Genomic DNA, 26,265 nt, shown 5'->3' with positions numbered 1-26,265 from the left:
CAGACCATCCGTCGGAATCAAAAGCGCCCGGCTTTTGGCCGGGCGCTCCGAGTTGCCTGAGATTCGGAGTTGTCTGGATGTGTTTAAGCCCCGCGCATCAGGCAGCCGGCGGCCAGCACGATGTAGGCGATGACGACAATCCACGCGGCATTCAAAGGTATAAACGCAAGAACGCCAAGCGCGGCGAGAACGCCGATGATGGCGATGACAAGGGATATAATGAAAATAAGCTGGGTAGGCGCACTGAGATTCATGTTCGGTCCCTCCTCAACATGATTCGTACAGCGGCATAGTATCAGGCGCGCGGTCACACACCAATGAGCGCACGCAGCGGGGCTTGCCGGATTGGCCAGCAGTTTTATGGGAGTGGCCAGAACGGTGCTGCGCGTTCGATCAGAAGGGCATCGCTTCAGACGAATGACAGTTTCCAAATTGTGGCGGAGACCACCAATTGTCGATGTCGCCGCCGCCCCTCATTGCCCTGCCGGGCATTTCTCCCCGTATAGTGACGGGGAGAAAGGGCTGGTCGCAACGTCGGCGCCTTTTCTTGCATCGCCTGCGATTGGCGAAATCGGTGACGAGAGCGCCCCTCTCCCTCACTAAACGGGGAGAGGACGCCGGCAGGCAGGTGAGGGGCAGCGCCAACGCCCTAAAAGGGTGAGGAGGCGAATTCAAACCTGAAGCGATTGTCCTTTTCACCATTCGCACCCCGTTTGCGCAAATCCGATTCCGCGCTACCTTCCGAACGAATCGGAAGGGGCTGATGGCGATGGGATTGCTGGACCAGATACGCTCGATCTTCGACGGCGACCCCGGCGTGCGCAAGGTCGCGGACGATCCGGTGCTGTCGGCGGAGCTGCTCATGCTGTTCCGTATGATCCTCGCCGACGGGTCGGTCAGCGAAAGCGAAATGACCGCCTTCAGGCGTATCTGCCGGGACGCCTTCGGCATTCCCGAAACCAGCATCGACAGCGTCATCGAATATCTCAACGAATTCGGCTACGAGACCAACGGCTCGCAGGCCGTCGCGCAGTTCCGCGACCTCGACGTCGAACGGCGCAAGCTGCTCGCCCGCCACATGGCCGAAATCGCCAAGGCCGATTCGCAACTCGCCGGGAGCGAAATGCAGCTGTTGCACCGCACGCTCGACCTGCTCGACATCAGCCCGGCCGACGTGGTGAAGCCGCAAGACTGAGTCATCGGCTGACTGCTGACGTTCTGAGCGTCATTTTGTCTGTAATAGGCCATCCTCCAGCATAACCTGTCACTGAAATTGCCGTGTCTCACTTACGGGGTGCAGTCCAGCACTGTCATCGCAATTCCCGTTTTGTACATCTGGCGAAAAATTCTCTAAATATCTGATTGCTCTGCTTACCTTGGCGCACCCATCGCAAACTTCTTAAACTCTCCAATAATGCTCGATAAGTTCCTTGCCCCTCCGTGTCCCTTGAAGGTATCGTCCTTTACGGTTACATGAAACCAATCTATCTCGTCGTCATACTGAAAGCTTACGTCTGTAAACTTTCTTCCCTGGAGCTGCGTCCCGCGCAAATCTATTGAAACTTCCCATCCAGGATTGTCGATCGTATCAATTTTTACGCCGTATTGGTGTTCCCAATCGCCGTTGCACTGCCCTTGGTACCACTCCTCCAACCACTCGAGCATCGATAGGTCGACCACTAGCCACTCCCGTTAGTCGGTTGGAACAGAAGGAGGTTTATCGCCTCCTTATTGGGATTTGGCTTCTCCGACACCCCGTTTCGCTGCCTTCTTAGCCATTCTAATGTCCGCCATTGTCGCCGGTCGAGCCCTGGATTGGCAGCTTGCGCTGCCAACAGATCGGCAAATTTGTATGCCTTGCTGCTATTGGTAGTATCCTTTTTGAAAGATTAGCACTGTCTCGACGGGCGCCATGGAATCTTCTTTTGCCAACGGGGCATAAATACTGACCCCTAGGCCAAAAGCGATTGCCCCATCAATTTCTTCTTCGATTTCTTGGCCCAATGAAATAAGTGCACGTTTTGCGGTTTCAAAGCCTGTTCCTAAAAATCGAACCCCATTCAGAGAAGGAGTGGCAGGACTCGTGAACTCGATCGCGTTCAATTTTCCTGATTCACCATAGTAACAAAATACCCCCATACTTTCGAAATAATCGCAAGGAAACGTATCTCTCATGGATCGTTTGAAGGTTCGAAAATTTGTCCCAAGATGTCGCCTAATCTGATCCGGGGACATTCCAAACTCTATTCCCCCGGCGCCTGTGAAAGGTATGATCTTGAACTCAGTCATCAAAAACCGTGCCCTACGGCTTCGTGCTCTTGACGAGCGGCCGGCCAATGCGTGTTGCCGTAATTTTTTTCATCGAGGCGTGAGGTACCACAACCAGAGGCAACCGATTGCCATGATCACTAGCCCGATTCCGATAGCAAATACGAGCGGCAAAATTGATTCGACAGAAATCGACAAAACAAAGAGAAGAAAACCGCCAATTCTACCGTATAAATCAAGGACGCAACAGCAAACTTGCGAGTTGCCACGATAACAATCGGATACAAATAAGCCAATACAAATATCAGTAGAACGAGCTTCATTGTATCGAATGGCGCTATGGACAGCATGGCCACATTCCATGCGCCGATAGCTATCGACGTAGCTAGTATTATTGTTCGTGACATTGGTTTCCAAGCCTAAGTTCGCTAAATCTCCTTCGCGCGCAAAGGGACGATCACGTCCGGGTTGCGTGATCGGCGATCGGCCCAATGGCCCCATATTATTTCTACTTTCATAGGCCGGCCACCAACAGTCGTCTCCACCACGTCGCCAACCACCGGAGCCTCCTCGTCTACCAAAATACCGCCGCCAGGGAGAGTTCTCTCGGTAATTACCTCTCCAGTTTTCAAAATAATCCTTTTGATCCTATATGCCATTTTTTAAGCTCTCAACAACGTGAATCTTTTTGCTAAGTCTCTTACTTTGTATCCTATTGTAGTGGAAGATAGGAAGACGGAGAGAAAGATTCCGTATTGGTATATTCTGCCGCCGGCGAAGCATTAAACAAAGATCCGGGCGCTATAAAATCTCCAAGGTTGGCAGCGCTCCCCATCAATCCCAGCGAATTTCGCGCAGATTGGTTCTCTTGCTGTGAGGTGCTCATTTCGCTGGAATCGTTTGGAACTTGTGCGGTTGATTTCGATTCGTTTGTCCTCTTTGACGTGTCTTTCAAAGAGTAATTGACGACCCCGTCAACACTTCCGGCATAGGTGGTGATATCCATTACTCTCCCATCGGCTTTCCCTGGAGTACCCCTTCCGACCGAGCTTCGCTCGGCCACCGCCCTGGGGCGAGCCACGTGTCTCGCCCCGTCCTTCGGACCCCACAGGGGGAGAAGGGAAAGGCGCTAAGCCGTGCCACGAAGCTGCTCACCCCTGTTCCTGCATTCGTTTCGCGATCGCCCGGTGCAAATCGGGAGCAGCAGTGACCAGCGCCTTGGCCGCTTCGGATTGCGGGTGGTCGAGCACTTCGCTCGTCCTGCCGCGCTCGACGATCTTGCCATCATGCATGACCATCACCTCGTCGGTGATGGCGCGGGCGACGGTCAGATCATGGGTGATGAACAGATAGGCGATGCCGAGTTTTTGGTTGAGCTCGGCGAACAAATCGAGGATCTGCGCGCGGATCGAGACGTCGAGCGCCGAGACCGGCTCGTCGGCGACGACCAGCTTCGGCCGGGTGATGATGGCGCGGGCGATCGACAGGCGCTGGCGCTGGCCGCCCGAAAACTCGTGCGGGTATTTGTCCATGTCGCCTGGTGAGAGGCCGACCTCGTGCAGCGCATGCGCCACCATCTCGCGCCGCGCGGCGGGCGCCGGCTTCTTCTCCAGCACATGCAGCGGCTCGGCCACCAATCTCTCGACCTTCTGGCGTGGGTCGAACGAGCCGTACGGGTCCTGGAACACGACCTGCATGTCGCGCCGCGCCGGCTTCAGCTCCGCCTCGCTCTTGCCGGTGAGGGTGTCGCCGCGGAAGCGGATTGTCCCTGATGTCGGCCTGTCCAGCGCCAGGACCATGCGGGCAAGCGTCGACTTGCCGCAACCGGAGCGCCCGACCAACGCCACCGACTGGCCGGGCGCCATGGAGAAGGAAACATCGTCGACGGCGCGGATGGGAGCCCCTCGCTTGAGCAGCGATATGCGCCGTGCCGGATAGTCGCGCGTCACGCTCTCTACCTCAACCAGAGGTTTTCCTTGGCCGACGCTGTGCCTAGCCCGCGCGGGCACATGCATCGAGGCCTGCGCCAGCTGGCGCGTATAGGGATGAAGCTGTCCGGACAGAATGCGCGCCGTGTCGCCGGCCTCCATCACCTCGCCATGGCGCAGGATGGTGATGCGGTCCGCCATCTCGGTCACCACGGCGAGGTCGTGCGAGATCAGCAGCAGGCCCATGCGGTTTTCCGCTACGAGGTCGCGCAGCAGGTCGAGGATCTGCGCCTGCAGCACCACGTCGAGCGCGGTCGTCGGCTCGTCGGCGATCAACAGCTTGGGTTTCAGCGCACAGGCGATGGCGATGACGACGCGCTGGCGCTGGCCTCCGGACAACTCGTGCGGATAACGCGACAGCGGGAACTGCGCCGCCGGCAGGCCGACCCGGTCCAGCATTTTTCGCGCCCGTTCCTCGGCGTCGCCGCGGCTCGCCCTGGTGTGCCAGCGAATACCCTCGGCGACCTGCTCGCCGATGGTCTTGACCGGGTTGAGCGCCGTCATCGGCTCCTGGAACACCATGCCGATGTCGTCGCCGCGCAGCGCGCACATCTGGTCCTCGCTCGCCGCCAGGATGTCGATGCCGTCGAAGGTGACGCGTCCGCTGGCGTGCGCCGCCCAGGGCAGCAACTGCATCACCGCGAGCGCCGTCATCGACTTGCCGGAGCCGGATTCGCCGACCAGCCCCATGACTTCGCCGGGCGCGACGGAAAGTTCGATGTCCCTGAGGATGGGCGTGCCGCCGATGGTCAGCGACAGCTTGTCGATTTCGAGCAGGCTCATCGCTGCCGCCGCGATTTCGGATCGAGAATGTCGGCAATGCCGTCACCAAGCAGGTTCAAGCCAAGCACGGTGATGACGATCGCCATGCCGGGAAAGATCGCCATCCACGGCGCCACCACCATGCGGGTCTGGGCGTCGAACAGCATGCGGCCCCAGCTCGGCATTGGCGGCTGGGTGCCCAGCCCGACATAGGAAAGCCCTGCTTCGGCCAGTATGCCCAGCGCGAACTGGATGGTGCCTTGCACCAGGAGCAGCGTGGCGATGTTGGGCAGCACATGTTCGATGCTGATCAGCGTCCTGCTCTTGCCGGCGGCGCGGGCGGCGAGGATGAATTCGCGCGGCCAGATCGCCAGGGCGGCGGCCCGGGCGACGCGCGCGAATACCGGGATGTTGAAGATGCCGATGGCAATGATGGCGTTGAACGCGCCCGGCCCGAAGATGGCGGTGATCATGATTGCCGAAAGCAGCGCCGGAAAGGCGAAGACCAGGTCGTTCAGCCGCATCAGCACGTCGTCGACGATGCCGCCACGCGCCGCGGCAAAGGCGCCGAGCGGCACGCCGATGCCCATGCCGATGCCGACCGCCACCAGCGCCACGGCAATCGAGTTGCGGGCGCCGACCATGATCATCGACAGGATGTCGCGACCGAAATGGTCGGTGCCGAACCAGTGCGCCAGCGACGGCGCCTGGGTCTTGTCGGATATGACCAGTTTGGTGACATCGTAAGGCGTCCAGAAGAAGGAGAGGATCGCGACCGCGGCCACCAGTGCGGTGATGGCGAAGCCGGCAAGGAACGAACGGTTTTTGAACGCCTTGGCCAGGATGCCGGCAAGATTCTCGTCGGGGATGTCGATGTGCAGCGTCATTGCCGGCCTCTCAGGCGCGGATCGATCACTGCATAGGAGAGGTCGACAACGAAATTGACGACGATGACGGCTGCAACCAGCAGCATGACGACGCTCTCGACCACGATCAGGTCACGCTGGTTGATCGCCTGGAACACCAGGCGGCCGAGGCCGGGCAAGTAGAAGACGTTCTCGATGATGATGGTGCCGGCAAGCAGGAAGGCGAATTGCAGGCCTAAAATGGTGACCACCGGGATCATGGCGTTGCGCAGCGCATGCCGCCACAAGACAAGCCGGTAGGGCAGGCCCTTGGCGCGGGCGGTTCGGATGTAGTCCTCGTTCAGCACTTCGATCAGCGCCGAGCGGGTGACCCGGGCGAGGATCGCCGCCTGCGGCAGAGCGAGAGCGACTGCCGGCAGGAGCAGCGACTTCAGCGCCGGCCAGACACCGGCGCTCCAGCCAGGAAAACCGCCGCCCGGCACCAGCCGCAGCCAGACGGCGAACAGATAGATGAGCATCAGCGCGAACCAGAAGTTGGGCACGGCGACGCCAAGCTGGGCGGCGCCCATCGCAATCGTGTCGCCGGCCCGGCCGCGTCTGCTGGCGGAAAACAGCCCGACCGGAATGGCAATGACTGTGGACAGCGCCAGCGCCATCAGTGCCAGCGGCAGCGAGACGACGAGGCGCTCGCGGACCAGATCGATGACCGGCACCGAATAGGTGTAGGAACGGCCGAAATCGAGGCTCAGCAAGCCGCCGGCCCAATGCAGATAGCGCAGCATGACGGGAGCGTTGAGGCCCATCTGGTTGCGCAGCAATTCGATCTGGTCGGCGCTGGCGTTCAGGCCAAGCATCAGCCGCGCCGGGTCGCCGGGAATGATCTCCAGCACGGCAAAGACCACCATCGAGGCCAGAACCAGCGTGACGACGGCGATGGCGAGCCGCTTGAGGAGGTAGGCGGTCATGAGCTGCCTGATGCAAGCACTGGGCGAAGGTAGCGTTCCCGCCCACCCCCCTCTGTCCTGCCGGACATCTCCCCCTCAAGGGGGGAGATTGGCAGTTTCCACGCTGGCACTGTCCTTGCAACGCTAGTGGTTAGCGAAAGCGGCGATGAGGGCTCAATCTCCCCCCTTGAGGGGGAGATGTCCGGCAGGACAGAGGGGGGTGTGACGGAGTGCAACTTTCGCCTTTCTGTCAGCGATCAATCCGTCCACTTCACCTTGGTCAGGTCATTGGCCTGGATCGGGGCATTTTCCCACAGGCCCTGCAGTTTGGCGTCCCAGACGCCGACCTTCGGCAGTTCGTAGAGGAAGCCGACCACGGCGTCATCGGCCAGGACCTTCTGCGCCTCGCCGAGCAGCGTCATGCGCTTGGCCTCGTCGGAGGTAAGGTTCAGCTCGTCGATGATCTTGTCGAAGGCCGGGTTGTCGTAGTTGAAGTAATAGTCCTTGCGCGAATAGATATCGATGTCGTTAGGCTCGGTGTGGGAAACGATGGTCAGGTCGTAATCCTTCTTGGTGAAGACCTGGTCCAGCCACTGCGCCCATTCGACCGGTATGATCTCGAGATCGATGCCGATTTCGCGAAGCTCGGAGGCGATGATCTCGCCACCAAGCCGCGCATAGGAGGGCGGCGGCAGCTTCAGCGTCGCCTTGAAGCCATTCTCCAGGCCGGCTTCCTTCAGCAACTCCTTGGCTTTCTCCACATTGTGCGGGTAGAGGCCGGTGAGGTCGACATAGGCCTTGCTGGCGGGCGACATGTGCGAGCCGATCGGCACGCCGAGGCCGGCCGAGGCGCCGTCGATGATCGCCTTGCGATCGAGTGCAAAGGAAATAGCCTGCCTGACCTGCAGCTTGTCGAAGGGCGGCTTCTTGTTGTTGATCGACAGGATGGTTTCACCCTCGGTCGAGCCGATTACCACCTTGAAGCGCGGGTCGTCCTTGACCTGGGCGACACTGTCAGGATCGAAGAACGGAAAGGCCTGGACGTCGCCGGAAAGCAGCGCCGGAACGGCGGCGGCGGCATCTGGAATGATGCGGAACTCGGCCTTGTCGAGGAACACCGGGGCGCCCCAGTAATTGTCCGACTTGACCAGCGTGATCGACGAGCCCTTGGCCCAGTTCTGGAACTTGAACGGGCCGGTGCCAACAGGCTTTTCCTTGTTGGTGTCGGCGGTCTCAGGCGCCACGATCACCGCATCGCCCCAGCCCATATTGTAGAGGAACGAGCCTTGCGGGTTCTTCAGCGTGACATTCACCGTCGTAGGATCGACGACCTCGACCTTGTCGATGGCGGCGAACAGGCTCTTTTGCGCGTTGACGGAATTGTCGGCGCGGGCACGATCGAGCGAGAATTTCACGTCGTCGGCGTTGAAGTCGCTGCCGTCATGGAATTTCACGCCTGTATGCAGCTTGAAAGTGTAGACCTTGCCGTCGTCGGAAATGCTCCAGCTTTCGGCGAGATCGGGCAGCACCTCGCCGTTCGGGCCGATGCGGGTCAGGCCCTCGAAGACATTGGCATAGAGTACCTCGTCGATTGCCGCGGCGGCACCCGCGGTCGGGTCGAGATGCGGGGGTTCGAGCGTAATGCCGATGACCAGGTCGGTGCGCGCGGCCATCGCCGAGGTTCCGGCGGCCAACGCCAGCGCCGCGGCGGCCAGAATGGTTTTCCACAATTTCATCGTGCAACTCCCCATATCTAAAACACGTGCTCAAACCCGGGCGGATAGAAGCGTGAATTCGCCGCCGAGTAAATTGCGTTTCGTACCGTCCGCCGTCGCCGGGAGGAATGTTTTTTCGCCCATGGCCGGATCATCGCGGGCCGGCGTCCCTCAGCAGAACGTCGAGGCCGATGGCCATCACCTTTGCCGAGTCCAGCATGTCGGCAATGCCGACCCATTCATCGGGCCGGTGGGCGAGATCGAGGATGCCCGGGCCATAGGCGATGCAGTCATAGATGTGGCCGATGCGGGCGATGTGCTTCTGGTCGTAGGTGCCGGGCGAAATCACATAATCCGGCTCGCGGTCGAATATCTCCATGATGCCTTGCGCGACCGCCTTCACCACCGGTGCGTCGCGCTCGGTCATCAGCGGCAGCACCTCCATCAGATCGCGGATCTCGTAATCGAACTTTTTGCGCTCGCGCTTCAGCCGTTCCAGGATATCGGTCACCTCGCTCTTGACCGTAGCGAGATCCTCTTCGAGCAGGAAGCGGCGGTCGATTGTCAGCCGGCAGGAATCAGGCACATTGGGCGAGGGCAGGCCGGGCCGGAAATCCTCCGTCTGGCCGCCATGGATCGAGTTGATGTTCATGGTCGAGCGTTTTGCGCCTTCGGGCACGACCGGCATGCGCGTCATCTTGCGGTCGAGCGCCGGAAACAGCTCATCCTCGAAGGCCCGCAGCACGGCGCCCATATGGCGCACTGCGTTGTCGCCGAGGAACGGCATCGAGCCGTGCGCGATCTCGCCCTTGGTCTCGATCTCCGCCCACCAGACGCCGCGATGGCCAAGGCAGATGCGATCCTTGTTGAGCGGCTCGGGAATGATGACGTGGTCGACCTTCGGTCTGGAGAAATAGCCGAGCTTCGCCAGATGGGCGACGCCGCCAAAGCCGCCGGACTCCTCGTCGACCGTGCCTGAAATCTCGATGGCGCCGGGAAAATCGGGAAAGACCTCCATGAAGGCTTCAGCGGCAATGATCGAGGCGGCAAGCCCGCCTTTCATGTCGCAAGCACCGCGGCCATAGACCTTGCCATCCCTGACGATGCCGGCGAACGGATCGAGGCTCCAGCCGTCGCCGGGCTCGACGACGTCGATATGCGAATTGAAGTGCACGCAAGCACCCGGCGCCCGGCCATCGAAACGGGCGACGACGTTGACGCGCGGATAACGGTCAGTGTCGCCGTGCGTGCCTTCGGCACGGATGAATTCGATCTCAAAACCACGCTTCTTCAGCCGCGCGCCGATATATTCGGCACATGGCCGATAGGCTTCGCCGGGCGGATTGATGGTCGGAAAGCGGATCAGATCCGCAGTCAGTGCAACCAGATCATCGGCTCGGTCATCGATAGCCTTGAGGAGCCGTTCGTTCGGTTCGTTCATTCGGCGAATTGAGCAGCGGATGAGGGGGTTTTGCAAGCCCGATGGCGAATTGCGAGGCGATTGCGTGTCGTTACAGCAACTATTGCGGGAAATCGTTCAAATTCGCTGCTTTGGATTGGTGAAATCGTCAGGGAGTGGGTGTTAGCTCGCTGGCTTGCCATCAAAACGCTGGAGAACAGCGCGAGGGCAGGCAGGCAAGGGGCATCAAAGGGGTTTGATTGCATGAAAAACACTGTTCTCATGGCAGCGGCATTGATGGCGATGCTGTTCGGTTCGTCGTTCGAGAGCCGGGCGGCCAGCCTGGTCGCGAACATCGATATTTCCTCACAGACGATGACGGTAAGATACGGGCTTTCGTATTACCGGTGGAGCGTTTCCACCGCCCGCAAAGGCTACATCACGCCGCGCGGCAGCTATCGCCCACAGCGGACGGCCCGGATGTGGTATTCGCGCAAATACGACATGTCGCCGATGCCCTATTCGGTGTTCTTCCGCGGCGGCTATGCTATCCACGGCACCGGCGCGATCCGGCAATTGGGGCGCCCGGCATCGCATGGCTGTGTGCGCCTCCACCCCAGCAACGCCGCCGCGTTCTATTCGATGGTGCGCAAAGCCGGCTTCGGTAATACGCGGATTCTCGTGACGAATTAGGGCCAGCTCCTCGGCCCGCAATAAAAAACCCACCGGAGCGGCGGGTTCGTCGGGGCCAAATAGCACCATACCGAGATTAGTAGCATAGCTGCCGGCACAAAGCAAGAACAAAATAGGGCCTGTGCCCAAAAAGATCGTTCCGCTCAGGCGGCTTTGTCGCGCACTGTCGCCGGCCGACGCTTTTTGCGGCTGCTGATCTCCCAGCGCTTGTGGAACCACATCCACTGGCCGGGGTCTTCTCGCACCCAGCGCTCGACCACGTCGTTGAGAAGCTGGGTGGTGGCGCGGACGTCGACACTGCCGCCGGCGGTGCGCGGCAAGGTGAGCTTGTCCTCGATCTCGAGCCGGAAACGGTTGTTCGGCAGGCGCACGCAGCGCGCCGGGTAGACATCGCAATCGTAGTGCCGCGCCAGGGTGCCGAGAACCCGGTTGCTCTCGCAGGGGCGGCCGAAGAATGTCGTCTCGAGCCCGCCCGTGAATTTCTGGTCGACCAGCACGCCGATATTGCCGCCCTTCTCGAGGATGGCCGCAAGTGCGAACGAGGCACCGGTCGAAGACGGCAGCAGCGATCCCATGCTCGAGCGGCGGGTCGAGAGGATGTAGTCGGCGAGGTAAGGGTTGTTGGGCGGGCGAAACAGCGCCGTGATGTTCATGCCGAAGGTCGCCGCCGCCACTGGCAGCAGCTCGAAATTCCCGAGATGCCCGGTGAAGACGATATGCGGCTTGTCCTCGCCGGCAATGCGCACGAAATGCTCCACGCCCTTGACCTCGACACGGCCCGGCTTCGTCGCAGTGGGATCGTAGTCGAACAAAGCATCGAGAAAGATGTATTCGGCGGCCAGGCGGGCCATGTTGCCCCACATGTCGGAAGCGATCGCCTCGATCTCGGCATCGCTCTTTTCCGGATAGGCCTTGCGCAGATTGTCGACGGCAACCTGATGGCGCGCTACCCAAGGGCCGATGCGGCGGGCAGCGCGGTCGGCGAAATTGAGCGCGCTGTCGGGCGGCAGCAGGCGCAGCGCGGAGATGATGAACATCGCGACCCGCGCGACCAGCCAGTAGTTGAACTGGCGAAGCCGCCTGCCATAGCGGAATCCCAGGTCCCTGCGGATCTTCCTGAAGGCGTTGCCGATCATTCTCAGCCGACGCGCAGGATGATCTTGCCGAAGACGTCGCGGCCTTCCATGCGCTTCAGCGCCGCATCGATGCCGTCGAAGCCGACCTCGGTGTCGATCACCGGCGCGACCAGGCCCGCCGCCATCTTCTGCATGGCGTCGGCCATGTTTTCCATGCGGCAGCCGAACGAGCCTAGCAGCTTCAACTGCTGCTGGAACAACTGCATCAAATTGATCTGCGTCGACACGCCGGAGGTCGAGCCGCAGGTGACCAGCCGACCGCCGCGTTTGAGGCACAGCATCGAGGCGGCAAATGTGTCGGCGCCGACATGCTCGAACACCACGTCGACGCCCTTCTTCTTGGTCAGCTTGCGCACGACGCCTTCGAAGCGGTCGTCGCGGTAATTGATGACGTGGTCGGCGCCGAGCGCCTTGGCCTTGTCGATCTTGTCGTTCGAGCCGACGGTGGTGATGACCGTGCAGCCCATCTTCTTGGCCAGCTGAATCGCGGCGGAGCCGATGCCGGAGCCGCCGGCATGGACCAGGATCGTCTCGCCGGGTTGCAGCCGGGCATTGTCGAACAGCATGTGCTCGACCGTGCCGAAGGTGACAGGCGCTACCGCCGCGCCGATTTCGCTCACGCCTGGCGGGGCGGGGACCAGAAGGCGCGCCGGCAGGTTGATCTTTTCCTGCGCAAAGCCGTCGAGATGGAAGCCGTGCACGCCCGAAACATGCTCGCAGAGATTGTCGCGACCTTCGCGGCAGGCGCGGCAAAGACCGCAGGTGCGGGCGCCATAGATCGACACCAATTGCCCGGTCACAAGGCTGGAAACGCCTGGGCCGACCGCCTCGACCTCGCCGCAGGCCTCGGCGCCGACGACCAGCGGCAGCTTGCGCTTGGCGAAGGCCATGCCGCGCCAGCCCCAGACGTCGATATGGTTCAGCGCCACGGCCTTGATGCGCAGCGTCACCTCGCCGAGCGCAGGTTGCGGCGGGGGCGGCAGGTCCACCGTTTCAAGGCGGCGGTCCTCGATAAGTTGCAATGCGCGCATGGTGCCTGTCGGTTCAGTCTGGCTGAAAAAGGTCGCTTAGACCGGTTCCCGCGCCATGACAAGGCAGGTGTTCTGGCCGCCGAAGCCGAAGGAGTTCGACAGGACCGTGCCGACCTCGGCGTTGCGCTTGGTGTTCGGCACCACGTCGAGCACGATTGCCGGGTCGGGATTGTCGTAGTTGATGGTCGGCGGAATGACGCTTTCGCGCATCGTCATCAGCGAAAATGCGGCCTCGACGGCACCGGCAGCCGATAGGGTGTGGCCGATCATCGACTTGTTCGACGAGACCGGCATTGACGAGATCCGCTCGCCGAACACCGTCGACAGCGACAAATGCTCCATCTTGTCGTTTTCGGGCGTCGAGGTGCCATGGGCGTTGACATAATCGATCCCGTCCTCGCTCAAGCCGGCATCGGCAAGGGCGGCGCGCACCGCCGCGATCGCCGGCGAACCGTCCGGCTTGGAGCGCGTGCGATGGAAGTCGTCGGCCTTTTCGCCGCAGCCGCGCAATATGCCGAGAACGGTGGCGCCGCGGGCAAGTGCTGCCTCCAGCGATTCCAGCACAAGGGCGCCCGAGCCTTCGGCGAGCACGAAGCCGTCGCGATCCTTGGAGAAGGGTTTTGAGGCCTTTTCAGGGATGTCGTTATGGGTGGAGAGCGCCGATAGAAGCGAGAAGCGGATCAGCGCCTCGGCGGTCGCCGAGCCATCGGCGCCGATCGACAGCGCCCTGTCGCATTCGCCGCGGCGGATCGCCTCGACGCCGAGTTGGATCGCCGTGGCGCCCGAAGCGCAGGCTGTCGACAGCGTGATCGGCAGCCCGCGCGTGCCGAAACGGTCGGCAAGCCGGTCGGCAATCGAGCCGAACTGGGTGGTCTCGAAGATGTCGAGTTCCCTGAGGCCGCGCGCCACCCGCAGCAGCCTCTCGGCGCCGGAATCGTGCCTGTCTGAATTATTGGGCTTGTCGGAATTGTAGAGCGAAAAGCGCTCGCTCCAGTCGAGCTCGACCGGCGGCGAAGCGAGGAAAAGCGGTCCGCCGAAATCGCCGGCATCGAGGGCTGCCTCCGACATCGCTTCCTGGGCGGCGGTTTCGGCAAGCTCATAGGTGAGGAGACTGGCGCCCTTGGAACTCGACGGCAGGAAATCGACCATGCCGGAGATGCGGGTGTTGAGATGATCGACCGGGAAGCGGGTGATCGGATGGATGCCGGATTTGCCGGATGTCAGCGCCGCCCAATTATCGGCTTTGCCGACACCGAGCGAGGTCACCACGCCGATGCCGGTGACGGCGACGATCGGCCTGCCCATATGGTCGTTCAGATTGGCCATTTGTTGTCCAAAAACCTGTTTCTCTTGGAGCGTCGGATCGCCCGAAAACCGCGCCACACGTTTCGGTCCGATGCTCTAGGCGGCTTTGATCAGCGCCATGCCCTCGAATTGGTGATAGCCGATCGCCGTTGCAAGGACGGTCTTCGGGACGCCGGCAAACGGTTTTTCGACTGTGGCGTCGAAGACAGGATAGGCGGCCTTGCGGTCGACAGCCAGTGCCGCCAGCGCAACGGCAAAGGGGAACTGCGCTTCCTTCATGTGGCCGGTCAGCGTCGAAAAGCCGCGTGCGGCGATCGCCGGATTGGCGTCGAGCGCCAATTTCTCGGCGGCGGTCGCGGCATGGGCGCCCGAAGCGCCGGAGATCGCCAGCAGTTCGCCGTCCGGCAATACCGCTTGCTTCAGCAGCGCGGCGATCTCACCGTCGAGTTCGCCCCGCCGGCGCCTGGCACGGCCGGACAGGATCGGGCCGAGTTCCGCATAGATCTTCCGGCCACGGCTTTCCGCGTGCTCGCGCTGCTCCAGGACGAGAAACGCGCCGCCGGATCCGGTCACCACGCCGCCGCCCTCGGCACCTTGCCTTTGCCAGACCGGCGTCCACGGACCGCGATGCAGGTAGCCGGCCAGTTCATAGCCGAGCAGCATGTCGGAGTGTTCGGTCTGGAAAGCGCCGCCGACCAATATATGCGTCGACTGGCCGGAGCGGATGCGCGCGGCCGCCGTCTCGACAGCGGCAACGCCGGCACCTTCCTCGCCCATGAAGGTGCGCGACGATCCCGTCACCTTGTGGACGATCGAGATGTTGCCGGCGAGCAGGTTGGAGAGCTGTGCCAGAAACAGCGTCGGGCGCAATTCCGTGGTCAGCTTCTCGTTGAGCAGCACGTCGCGGTCATTGCGGCTTTCCGATGCCGCGAGAATGGCCGCGTCGACCGCCTCGTCGCGCTCGCCGCCGCCGGCGGCCACCACCATGTCCATGGTCGCGCAGAGTTCGTCATTGCCCTTGATGCCGGCATCGTCGAGCGCAAGGCCGGCCGCATAGGTGCCGAGCCTCTGCCAGGTCTCCATCTGCCGCTGGTCGCCACGCTTGGCGATCTGCAGGTTCCAGTCGATCTCCGGCAGCGGGTGGACCGTATAGGGCGAGAAGCGCGAGGCCTCCAGAACCGGTTCAAGGCGCGGCTGGACGAGCTTTTGCCAATGCGCATCCGGACCCTCGCCCAACGACGAGACAAGGCCGATGCCTGATATGACGACGTCGCGGGGGTTCATGGGCGGCTGTTGTGGGTGAGGGCGCGTCAAGCGCTGTGCTTAGATGGCGTTCTTGGCGGCGACGAGCGCGTCGATCTTGGCGCACAGGTTCTTCATGACGAAATAGTCGTCGGTCGAGGCCTTGCCGTCATTGACCTCCTGCGTCCACTTTTCCAACGGCACCTTGATGCCGAATTCCTTGTCGATGGCAAAGACGATGTCGAGGAAGTCGAGGCTGTCTATGCCGAGATCGTCGATGGTGTGGCTTTCGGGCGTGATCGTCTCGATGTCGATCTCGCTGGTGTCGGCGATGATCTTGGCGACTTTGTCGAACGTGGTGGACAAGGGCTTTTCCTTCGATTGCGGGCGGAATCTGTCCGCATGTGTTTTGGGCTGTCTAATCGGTTTTTCCGGGCAGGAAAAGGCCTGATGCGCCGGGCGCAGATGGGATTGCTGCCCAGGCAGAGCAAGATGAGATCGGAATCCAATCACGGCTTCTCGTGGCAGTGGCATTTCGGCAACACCTATCTCGCTCGACGCGAGGAGCGACCGGCCCGGTCAGAAGGTAACGCGGCCGAGCACGCGCAGTCCGTCGCCTTGCGGCTCGACGACCACGGCTTCGCCTTCGCGCGGCGAGATGCCGGTCAATTCCTTGATGTCTTCGAGATGCGTGACCATGACCAGATTGTCGGAGCCGGAATAGCCGCGGATCTCTGCCAGGATCGCCGCGATCTGAGCGGCCTTCTCTTTTTCGTCGGTCTTCAGCAGGTCAAGCGGTGCGAACGGCTCCGGTTCGCTTTCGAAAGCTATGCGCGCGGTTTCGAGGCAGCGGCAATAGCGGCTGGACAGCACGCGCTCGACCGGTGCCGCGCGGGCGCCAAACAGCGCGCCGATCTTGCGCGCCTGTTGCTTGCCGCGCTCAGAGAGATTGACCTGGGTGGCGCATTTGCCGAGGTCGAAATTGGCCGCATCGGTGGTGCCGGTGACCATGGCATGGCGAAGCAGGACCACATGCCCGCCGTCGCGCAGCAGCGCCCAGCCGGCTTCCGTCGCATGGGCTGTGGCGGAAACGGCAAGCAACAGCAGCGCCAGCACAAATCGAAGCATCAGACATCCTTTTCGGGTGACCGGCAGGCAGGTCCCCGGTGACCGGCATATAGGGACGGCAAAGCCGGCTGAAAGACAAGCCGAGTGCAACCTGCGGCCGAAAAGCCTATTTCCTCGCTATCTGCTTCTTCACCAGATCAATCTTGCGGTCGGTCAGCGGGATCGGGAGTGTGTAGCCGGCTTCGGTAAAGCCCTGCTTGGCGTTCTCGAAGAATTCGATCGCCTTTTGGAATTCGGCATTGCCACCGCCATAGCTGCCGCGGTTCCAGTGGACGTCGCCGAGATTGTTCTGCTCGAAGGCCCATTGCATCGGCTGGCTTTCGCGGGTGAAGACCTTGAGCGTTGCCTCGAAGGCGGCTTCGGCTTCGTCCAGATATTTGCCGGTGCGTTCGAGATTGCCTAGATTGATCAGGCTCATGCCGATGCCGTTCTGCGCGTTCGCCCAGTCGACGGGCGAGGTCTCGAAGGTCAGTACCTCCAGCGCCGCCCGGCGCGCGGCGATCGATGCGGCCAGTTTGCGGGGATCGGCCTCGCTCATGCTTAGCCATTGCAGCGCCGAGCCTAGACCGGCCTGCGCCAGTGCCCATTGCCGCGGCGTCGTCTCGCGCTTGTATTCGCGCAGCGCATCGTGATAGGCCTCGATCGCCTCCTCGTAATGCACCGGCTTGTCGGTCACGCCGCCGAGCAGTTGCAGCGTGTTGCCGAGATTGTAGTGGGTCATCGCCCAGTCGAGCGGAAACTCCTTTTTGGTATAGACGCGCCGTGCCGCCCGGTATGCAGCAGCCGATTGCTCAAGCCTGGCAGGATCGCGCGTGCGCTGGCCGAGCGTCTGGTAGATCGAGCCGAGATTGTTCTCCGCCGAAGCCCAATCCGTCGGAAAGCGCTGGCGGGTGAAGATGGTCAGCGCATCGCCATAGGCGGCAGCCGCCTCTTCGAGCAGGCCGGTGCCGAAATCGAAACGGGCAGCACTGCTCAGCGCGTTACCGAGATTGAGACGGCTGCTCGCCCAGGAGAGCGGGAAGGTGTCGCGGGTGCGGATTTCGAGCGCGGCGCGGAACGCCGCGGCTGCCTCGGTGATTTTCGTCTTGTCGTTGCGTTGCGTGCCGAGAGACACCAGCGTGTTGCCGAGATTGTTCTGGACCATCGCCCACTGAACGGGGGCTTTTTCGCGCGTGTATTCTTCAAGCGCCAGCCGGTAGGCGGCCTCGGCCTCGGTCAGGCGCTCGCCGTCCGGTTCGCGCTCCGAAAGCGCGTAAAGCGCAAGGCCAAGGTTGCTTTGCGAGGCGGCCCAATCCAGCGGGACTTTGTCACGCGGCCGCTTCTCCAGCGTGGCGCGCATCGCCACCACCGCCTCGTTCAGGCGTTTCGGGTCGCTCTCGCGTTCGCCGATCTTCAACAGCACATTGGCCAGGTTGTTCTGGGCCGCGGCCCAGTTGATGTCGTCCTTCTCGCGCTCGAACACGGCAAGCGAATCGCGAAAGATTTTCGCTGCCTCTTCCAGCCGGTCGGTTTCGCGCTCGCGCTCGCCGATGGTCTGCAGCACCACCGCCATGTTGTTGCGGGTGATCGCCCAGTCGCGGTTCTGCTCGCCATTGGGGATGAAGTTCAGGATGACGCGGTAGGCGTCGATGGCGCGCTGCAGCGCTTGCCTGTCGCCGGTGGCGCTGCCATGCGCGTTGAGCGCTTCCGCCTCCTGGTTCTTGTAGTTCCAGCGCAGCCTGTCGTCCCATCTCTCGACCAGCGAGAAGGCCTTGCCGTAATCGTTGGCGGCCGACAGATAGTCGAAGACCAGCGCCGAGGCGTCGGCACGCCTGGCATAGATCGCCGCGTCGGCAAGACGCTTCTGCCTGACCAGATCCTCTGCCCGATCGACCACGCCGCTGGCCTGCTCGACCCGGCCCACCGCCTGGTCGAGGAAGTTGCGCGCGGTGACGATGGCGCCCTGGCCGATCGCCTTGTCGGCCGAGGCGACGAGGCGGCTGATCTCGGGGTCGTCGGTGCGCAGCGCGTCGCGCTCGGAGATCATCTTCTTCAGGCGCTCGGCCTGGGCGTCGAGCAGCTTTTGCAGGTCGGTGGGGTCCTCCGGCATCTTTTCGGTGCCGAGCGCCTTCAACACGCCATAAAGCGCGTCGAGCGGCACGCCGTCCTGCAGCGAGGCCAGTTCCACCTGTGCCCGCTTGGGGTCAGGCAACTCGGCGATCGTCAGCAGCAATTGCCGCCGCTCGCCGGTGATCAGGCCGTCGTCGCCGGTCGGTTCCTGCGGTGCTACGCCGAAGTAGAGCAGCCGGCGCAGGCTTTCATTGACCCATGGCCGCTGCTTGGCCTTGGTGTCGAGATAGACCTCCTCGGTCACCATGCGCATGACCGAGCCGAACTCGGTGCCCTTCATCGCCGCGAGGTGGCGCAGAAGTGCCGCTGCGTAGGGGCTGTTTTCGCCGACGATGCCATCGAGTGCCGGCCGCCCCGGCTCGGCGGCAAAGCCGATCACCGTTCCCAGATTTTCCGTCGCGGTCGCGTTTGCCAGTGCCCTGGCACCGCGCACCGGCTCCAATCCGCCGGCGCTGATCGGCGAGGCCGAGGCCGTCGGCGCCCGGCGCAGCACCGCATCCGCCGGAAACGGGTTGGTGCGGCAGGCATCGAGCAGCATGATCGTTACCGGCACGGTCGTCTTCAATTCGTCCATGACGGCGGAGATCGGCACCAGGGCCTGATCGGCGTCCTTCAATGAAGAAACGTCGGCGTCGACCGGCACCAGATAGTTTTCGCCGCCGGCCTCGATGCCGTGGCCGGAATAGTAGATCAAGGCGACGTCGGCGTCCTCTGCATCCTCGGCGAAACGCTCGAGGTCGCGCTTCAGCTTTGCCGTGTCGCGGTCGGTGACGCTGCGCGCGTCGAAGCCGAGATCGGTCAGCATCTTGGCGATGTCGCGGGCGTCGTTGGCGGGGTTGGGAAGAGCCGCTATGTGCTGGTATTTCGACTGGCCGACAATCAGCGCCACGCCCTTGAGGCTCGCCGGCTCCGCGGCATGAGCCGAGGTCACCACGAGGCAAAGCATGGCGCCGACGAAAGCCGTCAGCCACGCCTGCTTGAAGAAGTGCTGATTTCCGACAAGGCCCATTCGCCGCGTGTCCCCCGACAACCCTGTATAGCGCTGGCATCCAACCATGAGCAAATTCGGGCAAGATCCGAGCGGCCGGATTGTTGGCCGGTACATTCGCGAGGGAAGGGCGATTGCGCCGCCGCCGGGGCTCGCCTATCACGGGAAAAATGTCTCCGCTTACCGAAACCGTCCTCTTCGTCTTCAGTCTCGTCGGGCTCGGCTATCTTGCCGGGTTGACCGGCTATTTGAAGCCGGCGAGCGGCGAGGGCGTATCCGAATTCGCCATCAACGTGGCAATGCCGCTTTTGCTGTTCCAGACCATGGTAAAGGCCGATTTCCACGGCGTGGCGCCGTGGTCGCTATGGGGCGCTTATTTCGCGGCGGTCGCGCTCACCTGGGCCACCGGCCATCTGGTTATTACGCGCATCTTCGGACGAGACGCCCGCGCCGGCGTCGTCGGCGGCGTATCGTCGTCCTACTCCAACGTTGTCCTGCTCGGCGCGCCCTTCATCATCGGCGTGTTCGGGCCGGCGGGGTTCGAAGTGCTGTCACTGCTCGTCTCCATTCACCTGCCGGTGATGATGATGGCCTCGATCATCCTTTTTGAGATGTTCGGCCGCGGCGGCAGCGAACCTGTGCATCCGCTCCGCGTCGTCAGGAGCTTTCTCAGGAGGGTATTCATCAATCCGCTGATCATCGGCATACTGGCCGGGCTGGCGTGGCGCTTCACCGGTGCGCCGCTGCCGGTGCTTGCGACGCGGCTGAGCGACGCGCTGGCAGGCACGGCCGCCCCGGTGGCGCTGTTCGCCATGGGGCTCAGCCTGCGCCGTTTCGGCATTTCCGGCAATGTAAGGCCGGCGCTGGCGCTGTCGGCGCTGAAACTGTTCCTAATGCCGGCGCTGGTTCTCGGCCTGGTCTGGCTGATCGGCCTGCCGCCATTGACGGCCAAGGTGGCGGTCATGGTTGCGGCGTTGCCGTCCGGCATCAACTCCTATCTCATCGCCGTGCAGTTCAACACCGGCCAGGCGCTGGCATCGAACCAGATGACCATCGCCACCGCCTGTGCGGTCGTGACCACTGCGTTTTGGCTGACAGTGGTCGTCCATGTTTTTGGATAAGAGCCCGGGTTTTTGGATAAGAACCCGGGTTTTTGGATAAGAACCCGGCTGCATCGCTCTCGCTTTGGCTGGCCCAAACCCTATATGCCATCTTGTGATTGCTTGCGGGGCTTGCCCTGGGCTAAGAGCAGTGGCTCTAGCGATGCTATCGCGCACGTCCATTCACGAAATCAGCGACCGGCCCGCCAGGTGCCGAACGGAGGCGAGATCATGCTTCAGAAAACCAGCCATTTCATGCGGCAGGCCAATCTCATCAATGGCGAATGGGTGCAGGCCGATTCAGGCCAGACGGTCGACGTCAACAATCCTGCCACCGGCCTCAAGATCGGCACCGTGCCGAAGTCGGGCAAGGCCGAGACCCGCCGCGCCATCGAGGCCGCCGACGCTGCCTTCAAGACATGGCGCAAGACCACCGCGCTCGAACGCTCGAAGCTGTTGCGCAAGCTGCACGACGCGATGATGGACAATCAGGACGTGCTGGCCGAACTACTAACCATCGAGCAGGGCAAGTCGCTGTTCGAATCGAAGGGCGAGATCGGCTCGGCCGCGTCCTACATATTGTGGTTCGCCGAGGAAGGCCGCCGCACCTATGGCGACGTCGTGCCGTCGCCCTGGGCTGACCGCCGTATCCTGGTGACCAAGGAACCGGTCGGCGTCGTCGCCGCCATCACGCCGTGGAATTTCCCATCCTCGATGCTGGCCCGCAAGCTTGGCCCGGCGCTTGCCGCCGGCTGTACCGCCGTGGTCAAGCCGGCGTCGCAGACGCCTTATTCCGGCCTTGCCTGGGGCGCGCTTGCCGAGGAAGTCGGCTTCCCCAAAGGCGTAATCAATATCCTGACCGGCGCTGCCGGTGAGATCGGCGACGAGATCTGTGCCAACCCGCTGGTCAAGAAGATCACCTTCACCGGCTCGACCGAGGTCGGCAAGATCCTGATCCAGAAGTCGTCGGTGACCGTCAAGAAAGTGTCGATGGAGCTCGGCGGCAATGCGCCGTTCATCGTCTTCGACGACGCCGACATCGAGCGGGCCGTCGCCGGCGCCATCACCGCCAAGTACCGCAATTCCGGCCAGACCTGCGTCTGCACCAACCGCTTCCTGGTGCAGGCCGGCATCTACGACCGGTTCGTCGAAAAATTGGCTGCTGCGAGCAACGGACTGAAGGTCGGTTCCGGCCTCGAAGACGGCGTCCAGCAGGGGCCGCTGATCGACGAAAAGGCGGTGGAGAAGGTCGAGGAGCTGATTGCCGACGCTACCGCCAAGGGCGGCAAGGTCGTCGCCGGCGGCAAGCGCCACGCGCTCGGCGGCTCGTTCTTCCAGCCGACGGTGATCGCCAATGCGACGCCGAAGATGCGCTTCATGAAGGAAGAAATCTTCGGCCCGGTGGCGCCGGTGTTCAAGTTCGAGACCGAGGAAGAGGCCGTGGCACTCGCCAACGACACCGAGTTCGGCCTGGCCTGCTACTTCTACACCGGCGATCTCGGCCGCGCCTTCCGGGTCATGGAAGGACTCAAATACGGCATGGTCGGCGTCAATGAAGGGCTCATCACCACACCTGAGGCGCCGTTCGGCGGCGTCAAGGAATCGGGCCTCGGCAAGGAAGGCGGCCATCAGGGCATCGAGGACTATCTCGACACCAAATATGTCTGCATCGGCGGACTTGGTCTCTAGAAGCCTCATGCGGCAATACCGAAAAAGACCCTGAGCCGCTTCGGAAAAGGCCAGGCTGGCATCGATCAATGAACTTGCGGGCATGGCGATGAAGGACGGCGAGGTTTTCGGCACGACGCAGGCGGGCGAGGAAGTCCGCCGTTTCACCATTCGTGGCGGCGGCCTTACCGCCAACATCATCGGCCTGGGTGCGATCATCCAGGATCTGCACCTGGCCGGGCACGAGGCGCCATTGGTGCTCGGCTATGATCGTTTCGAGCACTATGAGACGGACACCGCCTTCTTCGGCACTGTCGTCGGGCGCTATGCCAACCGTATCCGCGACGGCCGCTTCACGCTTGCCGGCAAACGCTACCAGACCGAGCGCAATTTCCTCGAAAAGCACACGCTGCATGGCGGTTCGCAAGGTTTTTCGCGCCGTGCCTGGGCGGTTTCGCTGCATGGCAGGGATTTTGTCACGCTGACCCTGCACGACCCCGACGGCATGATGGGCTTTCCCGGCGCGCTCGACGTGACCTGCACCTACCGGCTCAAGATCCCCGGCACGCTCAGCGTCGAACTGACCGCCACCTGCGAGGAGCCGACGCTCTGCAACCTCACGCAGCATTCCTATTTCAACCTGGATGACGGCGGCACCGGCGACATTCTCGACCACCGGCTGATGCTGAATGCCGGCGCCTATCTGCCGGTCGACGCGGATCTGATCCCGACAGGCACGGTCAAGCCGGTCGACGGCACCCCCTTCGATTTTCGCCAGGCGCGGCCGCTGCGCATGGAGACCGAGGGCGAGCAACTCCCCTACGACCAGAATTTCTGCCTCGCTTCGACGCGCGGGCCGCTGAAGCAGGCATCATGGGCGCAAGGCGCGAATTCCGGCGTCGAGATGGAGCTCTGGACGACCGAGCCGGGCGTCCAGCTCTATACCGGCCAGTATCTGGCACCGTCCTCGCCTGGACTGGGCGGACGCCAGTACAAGGCGTTTTCAGGCTTCTGCCTGGAGCCGCAAATCTGGCCGGATGCGCCGAACCGGCCGTATTTCCCGCAAGCCACGCTGTGGCCGGGCCAGATCTATCATCACGTGACCGAATACCGGTTCAGGCTGCCTTAGGGCATGACCCCCGGAAACCGGCATGGTTTTGCTGCGCTGACCTCCGGTTCGGAAAGGATCATGCAAAATTCAAAGTGTTATAGCGTCCTTTGCGCGTCCAATGACGCGCGGCGCTCTGGAGTCAAAACGCAATCACTCTGAACGACCGACTTCGAACCCTCTCGGACCTTTGACGCCGAGAGCCCTGACGACGCAAGTTGACCCGTTGAAGACGTTCATCCGCACCCGGTCGAAAGTCAGGAACGGCTGACGAGCGGTCATTCACCGCGCGGCCAACGGCGCGTTCTGGCTCCGACGCTTCCATGGGTGTAGGGTTGTGCCATAAAGAGGCGCATATGGCGGTTCCCCCTCTCAATCGGAAGCTGCTGGCGATCCTGGCGGCCGATATGGTTGGCTACTCGAAGGCGATGGAGGCCGATGAGGCCGGAACCATTGAGCGATTGAAAACCGTTCGTTCCGAGGTGTTCGACCCCGCCATCTCCCAGCACCATGGCCGCGTCGTCAAGTTGATGGGCGATGGCGCGCTTGTCGCCTTCGAAAGCGTGGTCGACGCAGTCGCCTGCGCAGCGGAAATCCAAAGCGCGGCGGCCGCGCGCAATGAAGGTCTGCCAGAGCCTGAGCGCATCGTGTTCCGCATCGGGGTCAATCTGGGCGACGTTGCGCTGGTTGACGGCGATGTCTATGGCGACGGCGTCAATGTCGCCGCGCGGTTGCAGCAACTCGCTGAGCCGGGCGGCGTGATCGTATCGGGCACGGCCTTTGACCATCTGCAGGGCAAGCTTGATTTGCCCCTCGATTTCGCCGGCGGGCAGCAGGTCAAGAACATCAGCCGCCCCGTGCGGATGTACCGACTGAGGCTCGATGGCAAGCGGGTGCGTTGGACCTTACGCAAGGCGATGCCGCGCTGGACCAGGACGACTGCAGCGGCCATCGTCGTGCTGGCTCTGGCGGGTGGAGGGACCTGGTGGTTCTTTCAGCCCGCGCCGCTGGGGGCCAAGCCATCGGTCGCGGTGCTGCCCTTCAATAATTATGGCGGCGACGAGGCCACCGGGCGTTTGGCCGATGGCTTGACTGAGGATATCATAACCGACCTCGCGCGGTTTCCCGAACTTGAGGTCGTGGCCCGGAATTCGACGGAAGTTTACAAAGGCAAGCCGGTGGATGCCCGCCAGGTAGCAAGTGCGCTCCATGTCGGCTTCGTACTAGAAGGCTCTATCCAGCGGCAAAATGGGCGGGTGCGGGTCACCGCGCAGTTGATCGATGCACAAACCGGCAACCATCTTTGGTCGGATCGTTGGGACCGGCCTGCTGAGGACGTTTTCGCCGTCCAGACCGAGATCGCAGAGCAAGTCACCAACCGTCTGGGCGGCGGCGTAGGGTTGATTCAGGCGGCCGGGCGGGCCGCGGCCAAACGTAAACGACCTGAAAACCTGAATGCTTATGATTATTATCTGCTCGGGACCGAGAAGATTGAAAAGATCACCATAGCGGATGAGGAGGAGGCCATCGCGCTTCTCAACCGCGCCGTTGAGCTGGACCCCGGGCTGGCCCGGGCCTGGGTAGAACTTTATCATGCTCATGGTATATTGGCTGGCTTCGGTATCAATCCCGAGAGCGAGATCAAGGCGGCTGCCGATGTGGCCGAACGCGCGGTGCGGCTCGATCCAAGTGACGCTGAGGCACACGCCGTGTTTGGTATGAGCCTCAGCCAGAAGGGCGACAACGCCCGCGCCAAGGCTGAGCTGGACACGGCCCTTCGTCTAGCTCCCGGTTCGTCCGAAATCCTGACATTCTATACCGGCTTTGCGGCACGCTTCAATGAACCCGAACGCGGCGCTCAGATGGTCGACCAAGTAATGCGGCTCGACCCGAACTACCCGATGTGGACGTCCAACTTCTTCGCCCCTGCCTATTTTATGGCCGGCCGATATGAGGACGCGTTGAAGATGCTGGAGCGCATGACGCCTAACAACTACGACAAGTGGAAGTGGGTGGTGCTTAGCAGCTCCCTTGCGGCTCTGGGTCGAATGGATGAGGCGAATGCTTCGGTTAGGGAAACTCTCAAGCAGTACCCGGACCTGACCGTCGAGAGCATGATTAATGAAGTGGGCTTGAGCACTAAAGAGCGCAGCCGGTTTATTGAAACAATGCCGCTCGCCGGCTTTCCGGCTTGCGCCAAGCCCGAGGCGCTGGCGAAACTCGCCAAACCTGTGCGATTGTCGGAATGCGAGGCGGGGGAGGCGAAGCCTCTCGGGCAGCCATAGAACACCCCTGTGCAAAGAAAGGCGAGGGTCGCTGCTCGCCAGCGCGCGAACGGCGCGCGTTGCCAGGAACGACCGCTGTGCATCGAAAGCGACAGTTCACTGGCCAAACGATGAATGGCGGCAAGTGGCGCTTAAATTTGGATCCTTATCGGCTGCCGGAGAGCCAATCGCTCTCGAGTGCAGGCACTCCAGTGGAGTCCAGACGTTGGATTGGACCCTCGACCTCTACAAAAGCTCACTGAGCTTCGGGTCGGGCTACGACGGCATTCCGAAGCGATCGCTTCGGCGAGAAGTCGTCGTTCTCAATCGGGCGAAGGGGGAGACATCGGCGAAGACGGCATAAGGGAGGATGGGCCAGACCGAGCCGACGGAAAGGTCGTAGCCATTGGAGCGCATAGCGCCTGGCCGGGAGGCCGCCGCCAGCCAGACTTACGCGGCGCGTCGTTGAGCGAGGTGGAGACCCGAACGGGCTCGACGAGGGTCCACGGCGGTCACAATGTGGTGGTGGTGATCGCAGTAGACGCGATCCG

At 62.1% G+C, this 26,265-nt stretch carries 22 protein-coding genes; 6 read left to right on the top strand and 16 right to left on the bottom strand.

Going from position 1 to position 26,265, the window contains the following annotated elements:
• Nucleotides 1–83: 83 nt before the first annotated feature.
• Entirely contained in the window at nt 84–254 is a 171-nt protein-coding gene (locus tag NKJ91_RS04345; protein ID WP_023676480.1) for a hypothetical protein, read from the bottom strand.
• Between the two features lie 509 nt (nt 255–763).
• On the opposite strand from NKJ91_RS04345, the gene NKJ91_RS04340 reads away from it, so the two are divergent.
• Entirely contained in the window at nt 764–1,195 is a 432-nt protein-coding gene (locus NKJ91_RS04340; protein WP_352454590.1) for a tellurite resistance TerB family protein, read from the top strand.
• Nucleotides 1,196–1,371: 176 nt separating this feature from the next.
• Here NKJ91_RS04340 and NKJ91_RS04335 read toward each other — a convergent pair whose 3' ends face one another.
• From NKJ91_RS04335 to NKJ91_RS04300, 8 genes are all read right to left on the bottom strand, one after another.
• A complete protein-coding gene (locus NKJ91_RS04335) occupies nt 1,372–1,680 on the bottom strand; it encodes an immunity 53 family protein (protein ID WP_352454589.1) in 309 nt (102 codons plus the stop codon).
• Between the two features lie 183 nt (nt 1,681–1,863).
• Entirely contained in the window at nt 1,864–2,289 is a 426-nt protein-coding gene (locus tag NKJ91_RS04330) for a hypothetical protein (RefSeq protein WP_352454588.1), read from the bottom strand.
• A 691-nt stretch (nt 2,290–2,980) separates the two neighbouring features.
• A complete protein-coding gene (locus NKJ91_RS04325) occupies nt 2,981–3,274 on the bottom strand; it encodes a hypothetical protein (protein ID WP_352454587.1) in 294 nt (97 codons plus the stop codon).
• 145 nt (nt 3,275–3,419) lie between these two features.
• Nucleotides 3,420–5,039 (bottom strand): ABC transporter ATP-binding protein, encoded by a 1,620-nt coding sequence (locus NKJ91_RS04320; protein ID WP_352454586.1) that lies wholly within the window; start codon nt 5,037–5,039, stop codon nt 3,420–3,422.
• Nucleotides 5,036–5,905, bottom strand: coding sequence for an ABC transporter permease (locus tag NKJ91_RS04315; protein WP_023676471.1), 870 nt, complete (start codon nt 5,903–5,905; stop codon nt 5,036–5,038). The genes NKJ91_RS04320 and NKJ91_RS04315 overlap by 4 nt, the downstream gene beginning before the upstream one ends.
• Nucleotides 5,902–6,849 carry an ABC transporter permease gene (locus NKJ91_RS04310; RefSeq protein WP_352454585.1) on the bottom strand — a complete coding sequence of 316 codons (948 nt, stop codon included), beginning with the start codon at nt 6,847–6,849 and terminating at the stop codon, nt 5,902–5,904. The genes NKJ91_RS04315 and NKJ91_RS04310 overlap by 4 nt, the downstream gene beginning before the upstream one ends.
• A 236-nt stretch (nt 6,850–7,085) precedes the next feature.
• Nucleotides 7,086–8,564, bottom strand: coding sequence for an ABC transporter substrate-binding protein (locus NKJ91_RS04305; protein WP_352454584.1), 1,479 nt, complete (start codon nt 8,562–8,564; stop codon nt 7,086–7,088).
• A gap of 130 nt (nt 8,565–8,694) precedes the next feature.
• Nucleotides 8,695–9,984 carry an acetylornithine deacetylase/succinyl-diaminopimelate desuccinylase family protein gene (locus NKJ91_RS04300; RefSeq protein ID WP_352454583.1) on the bottom strand — a complete coding sequence of 430 codons (1,290 nt, stop codon included), beginning with the start codon at nt 9,982–9,984 and terminating at the stop codon, nt 8,695–8,697.
• A gap of 222 nt (nt 9,985–10,206) precedes the next feature.
• On the opposite strand from NKJ91_RS04300, the gene NKJ91_RS04295 reads away from it, so the two are divergent.
• Complete coding sequence (locus tag NKJ91_RS04295) at nt 10,207–10,635, top strand: L,D-transpeptidase (RefSeq protein WP_023676467.1); 429 nt, start codon at nt 10,207–10,209, stop codon at nt 10,633–10,635.
• A 143-nt stretch (nt 10,636–10,778) separates the two neighbouring features.
• On the opposite strand, the gene NKJ91_RS04290 is transcribed toward NKJ91_RS04295, so the two are convergent.
• The 7 genes from NKJ91_RS04290 to NKJ91_RS04260 all read right to left on the bottom strand — a co-directional run bounded on the left by NKJ91_RS04290 (nt 10,779) and on the right by NKJ91_RS04260 (nt 19,595).
• Nucleotides 10,779–11,771: a lipid A biosynthesis lauroyl acyltransferase gene (locus NKJ91_RS04290; protein WP_352454582.1), complete on the bottom strand. Its 993-nt coding sequence runs from the start codon at nt 11,769–11,771 to the stop codon at nt 10,779–10,781.
• A gap of 2 nt (nt 11,772–11,773) precedes the next feature.
• Nucleotides 11,774–12,802 (bottom strand): zinc-binding dehydrogenase, encoded by a 1,029-nt coding sequence (locus tag NKJ91_RS04285; protein WP_352454581.1) that lies wholly within the window; start codon nt 12,800–12,802, stop codon nt 11,774–11,776.
• Between the two features lie 36 nt (nt 12,803–12,838).
• A complete protein-coding gene (locus NKJ91_RS04280; RefSeq protein WP_352454580.1) occupies nt 12,839–14,128 on the bottom strand; it encodes a beta-ketoacyl-ACP synthase in 1,290 nt (429 codons plus the stop codon).
• Between the two features lie 75 nt (nt 14,129–14,203).
• A complete protein-coding gene (locus tag NKJ91_RS04275) occupies nt 14,204–15,391 on the bottom strand; it encodes a beta-ketoacyl-ACP synthase (protein WP_352454579.1) in 1,188 nt (395 codons plus the stop codon).
• 39 nt (nt 15,392–15,430) lie between these two features.
• Nucleotides 15,431–15,715, bottom strand: coding sequence for an acyl carrier protein (locus NKJ91_RS04270; protein ID WP_023676462.1), 285 nt, complete (start codon nt 15,713–15,715; stop codon nt 15,431–15,433).
• 213 nt (nt 15,716–15,928) lie between these two features.
• The gene (locus NKJ91_RS04265; RefSeq protein ID WP_352454578.1) at nt 15,929–16,477 is read right to left on the bottom strand and encodes a histidine phosphatase family protein; all 549 of its coding nucleotides are present in this window, start codon (nt 16,475–16,477) and stop codon (nt 15,929–15,931) included.
• Nucleotides 16,478–16,583: 106 nt separating this feature from the next.
• Nucleotides 16,584–19,595 carry a caspase family protein gene (locus NKJ91_RS04260; RefSeq protein ID WP_352454577.1) on the bottom strand — a complete coding sequence of 1,004 codons (3,012 nt, stop codon included), beginning with the start codon at nt 19,593–19,595 and terminating at the stop codon, nt 16,584–16,586.
• A 149-nt stretch (nt 19,596–19,744) separates the two neighbouring features.
• Here NKJ91_RS04260 and NKJ91_RS04255 point away from each other — a divergent pair, with 149 nt between their 5' ends.
• The 4 genes from NKJ91_RS04255 (at nt 19,745) to NKJ91_RS04240 (ending at nt 25,735) form a co-directional block, all read left to right on the top strand.
• The gene (locus NKJ91_RS04255; RefSeq protein WP_352451970.1) at nt 19,745–20,695 is read left to right on the top strand and encodes an AEC family transporter; all 951 of its coding nucleotides are present in this window, start codon (nt 19,745–19,747) and stop codon (nt 20,693–20,695) included.
• A gap of 210 nt (nt 20,696–20,905) precedes the next feature.
• Nucleotides 20,906–22,363: an NAD-dependent succinate-semialdehyde dehydrogenase gene (locus tag NKJ91_RS04250; protein ID WP_352454576.1), complete on the top strand. Its 1,458-nt coding sequence runs from the start codon at nt 20,906–20,908 to the stop codon at nt 22,361–22,363.
• Between the two features lie 82 nt (nt 22,364–22,445).
• Entirely contained in the window at nt 22,446–23,471 is a 1,026-nt protein-coding gene (locus NKJ91_RS04245; protein WP_023676458.1) for an aldose epimerase family protein, read from the top strand.
• Nucleotides 23,472–23,806: 335 nt separating this feature from the next.
• On the top strand, nt 23,807–25,735 hold the full coding sequence (locus tag NKJ91_RS04240; protein ID WP_352454575.1) for an adenylate/guanylate cyclase domain-containing protein: 1,929 nt from the start codon (nt 23,807–23,809) through the stop codon (nt 25,733–25,735).
• The last annotated feature ends 530 nt before the right edge of the window (nt 25,736–26,265 follow it).

It is taken from the genome of Mesorhizobium sp. M0040 (assembly GCF_040323505.1).
Lineage (GTDB): Bacteria > Pseudomonadota > Alphaproteobacteria > Rhizobiales > Rhizobiaceae > Mesorhizobium.
Note: the sequence above shows the minus strand (reverse complement) of the source record. Positions and strands in the feature narration are given on the sequence as shown.

What these genes read in the sequence shown, in the direction of transcription:
- NKJ91_RS04320 (WP_352454586.1), bottom strand. Translation starts at nt 5,039, where the DNA reads ATGAGCCTGCTCGAAATCGACAAGCTGTCGCTGACCATCGGCGGCACG.
- NKJ91_RS04285 (WP_352454581.1), bottom strand. Translation starts at nt 12,802, where the DNA reads ATGCGCGCATTGCAACTTATCGAGGACCGCCGCCTTGAAACGGTGGAC.
- NKJ91_RS04300 (WP_352454583.1), bottom strand. Translation starts at nt 9,984, where the DNA reads ATGAACGAACCGAACGAACGGCTCCTCAAGGCTATCGATGACCGAGCC.
- NKJ91_RS04275 (WP_352454579.1), bottom strand. Translation starts at nt 15,391, where the DNA reads ATGAACCCCCGCGACGTCGTCATATCAGGCATCGGCCTTGTCTCGTCG.
- NKJ91_RS04325 (WP_352454587.1), bottom strand. Translation starts at nt 3,274, where the DNA reads ATGGATATCACCACCTATGCCGGAAGTGTTGACGGGGTCGTCAATTAC.
- NKJ91_RS04310 (WP_352454585.1), bottom strand. Translation starts at nt 6,849, where the DNA reads ATGACCGCCTACCTCCTCAAGCGGCTCGCCATCGCCGTCGTCACGCTG.
- NKJ91_RS04260 (WP_352454577.1), bottom strand. Translation starts at nt 19,595, where the DNA reads ATGGGCCTTGTCGGAAATCAGCACTTCTTCAAGCAGGCGTGGCTGACG.
- NKJ91_RS04315 (WP_023676471.1), bottom strand. Translation starts at nt 5,905, where the DNA reads ATGACGCTGCACATCGACATCCCCGACGAGAATCTTGCCGGCATCCTG.
- NKJ91_RS04345 (WP_023676480.1), bottom strand. Translation starts at nt 254, where the DNA reads ATGAATCTCAGTGCGCCTACCCAGCTTATTTTCATTATATCCCTTGTC.
- NKJ91_RS04240 (WP_352454575.1), top strand. Translation starts at nt 23,807, where the DNA reads ATGGCGGTTCCCCCTCTCAATCGGAAGCTGCTGGCGATCCTGGCGGCC.
- NKJ91_RS04255 (WP_352451970.1), top strand. Translation starts at nt 19,745, where the DNA reads ATGTCTCCGCTTACCGAAACCGTCCTCTTCGTCTTCAGTCTCGTCGGG.
- NKJ91_RS04340 (WP_352454590.1), top strand. Translation starts at nt 764, where the DNA reads ATGGCGATGGGATTGCTGGACCAGATACGCTCGATCTTCGACGGCGAC.
- NKJ91_RS04245 (WP_023676458.1), top strand. Translation starts at nt 22,446, where the DNA reads ATGGCGATGAAGGACGGCGAGGTTTTCGGCACGACGCAGGCGGGCGAG.
- NKJ91_RS04330 (WP_352454588.1), bottom strand. Translation starts at nt 2,289, where the DNA reads ATGACTGAGTTCAAGATCATACCTTTCACAGGCGCCGGGGGAATAGAG.
- NKJ91_RS04295 (WP_023676467.1), top strand. Translation starts at nt 10,207, where the DNA reads ATGAAAAACACTGTTCTCATGGCAGCGGCATTGATGGCGATGCTGTTC.
- NKJ91_RS04265 (WP_352454578.1), bottom strand. Translation starts at nt 16,477, where the DNA reads ATGCTTCGATTTGTGCTGGCGCTGCTGTTGCTTGCCGTTTCCGCCACA.
- NKJ91_RS04280 (WP_352454580.1), bottom strand. Translation starts at nt 14,128, where the DNA reads ATGGCCAATCTGAACGACCATATGGGCAGGCCGATCGTCGCCGTCACC.
- NKJ91_RS04290 (WP_352454582.1), bottom strand. Translation starts at nt 11,771, where the DNA reads ATGATCGGCAACGCCTTCAGGAAGATCCGCAGGGACCTGGGATTCCGC.
- NKJ91_RS04305 (WP_352454584.1), bottom strand. Translation starts at nt 8,564, where the DNA reads ATGAAATTGTGGAAAACCATTCTGGCCGCCGCGGCGCTGGCGTTGGCC.
- NKJ91_RS04250 (WP_352454576.1), top strand. Translation starts at nt 20,906, where the DNA reads ATGCTTCAGAAAACCAGCCATTTCATGCGGCAGGCCAATCTCATCAAT.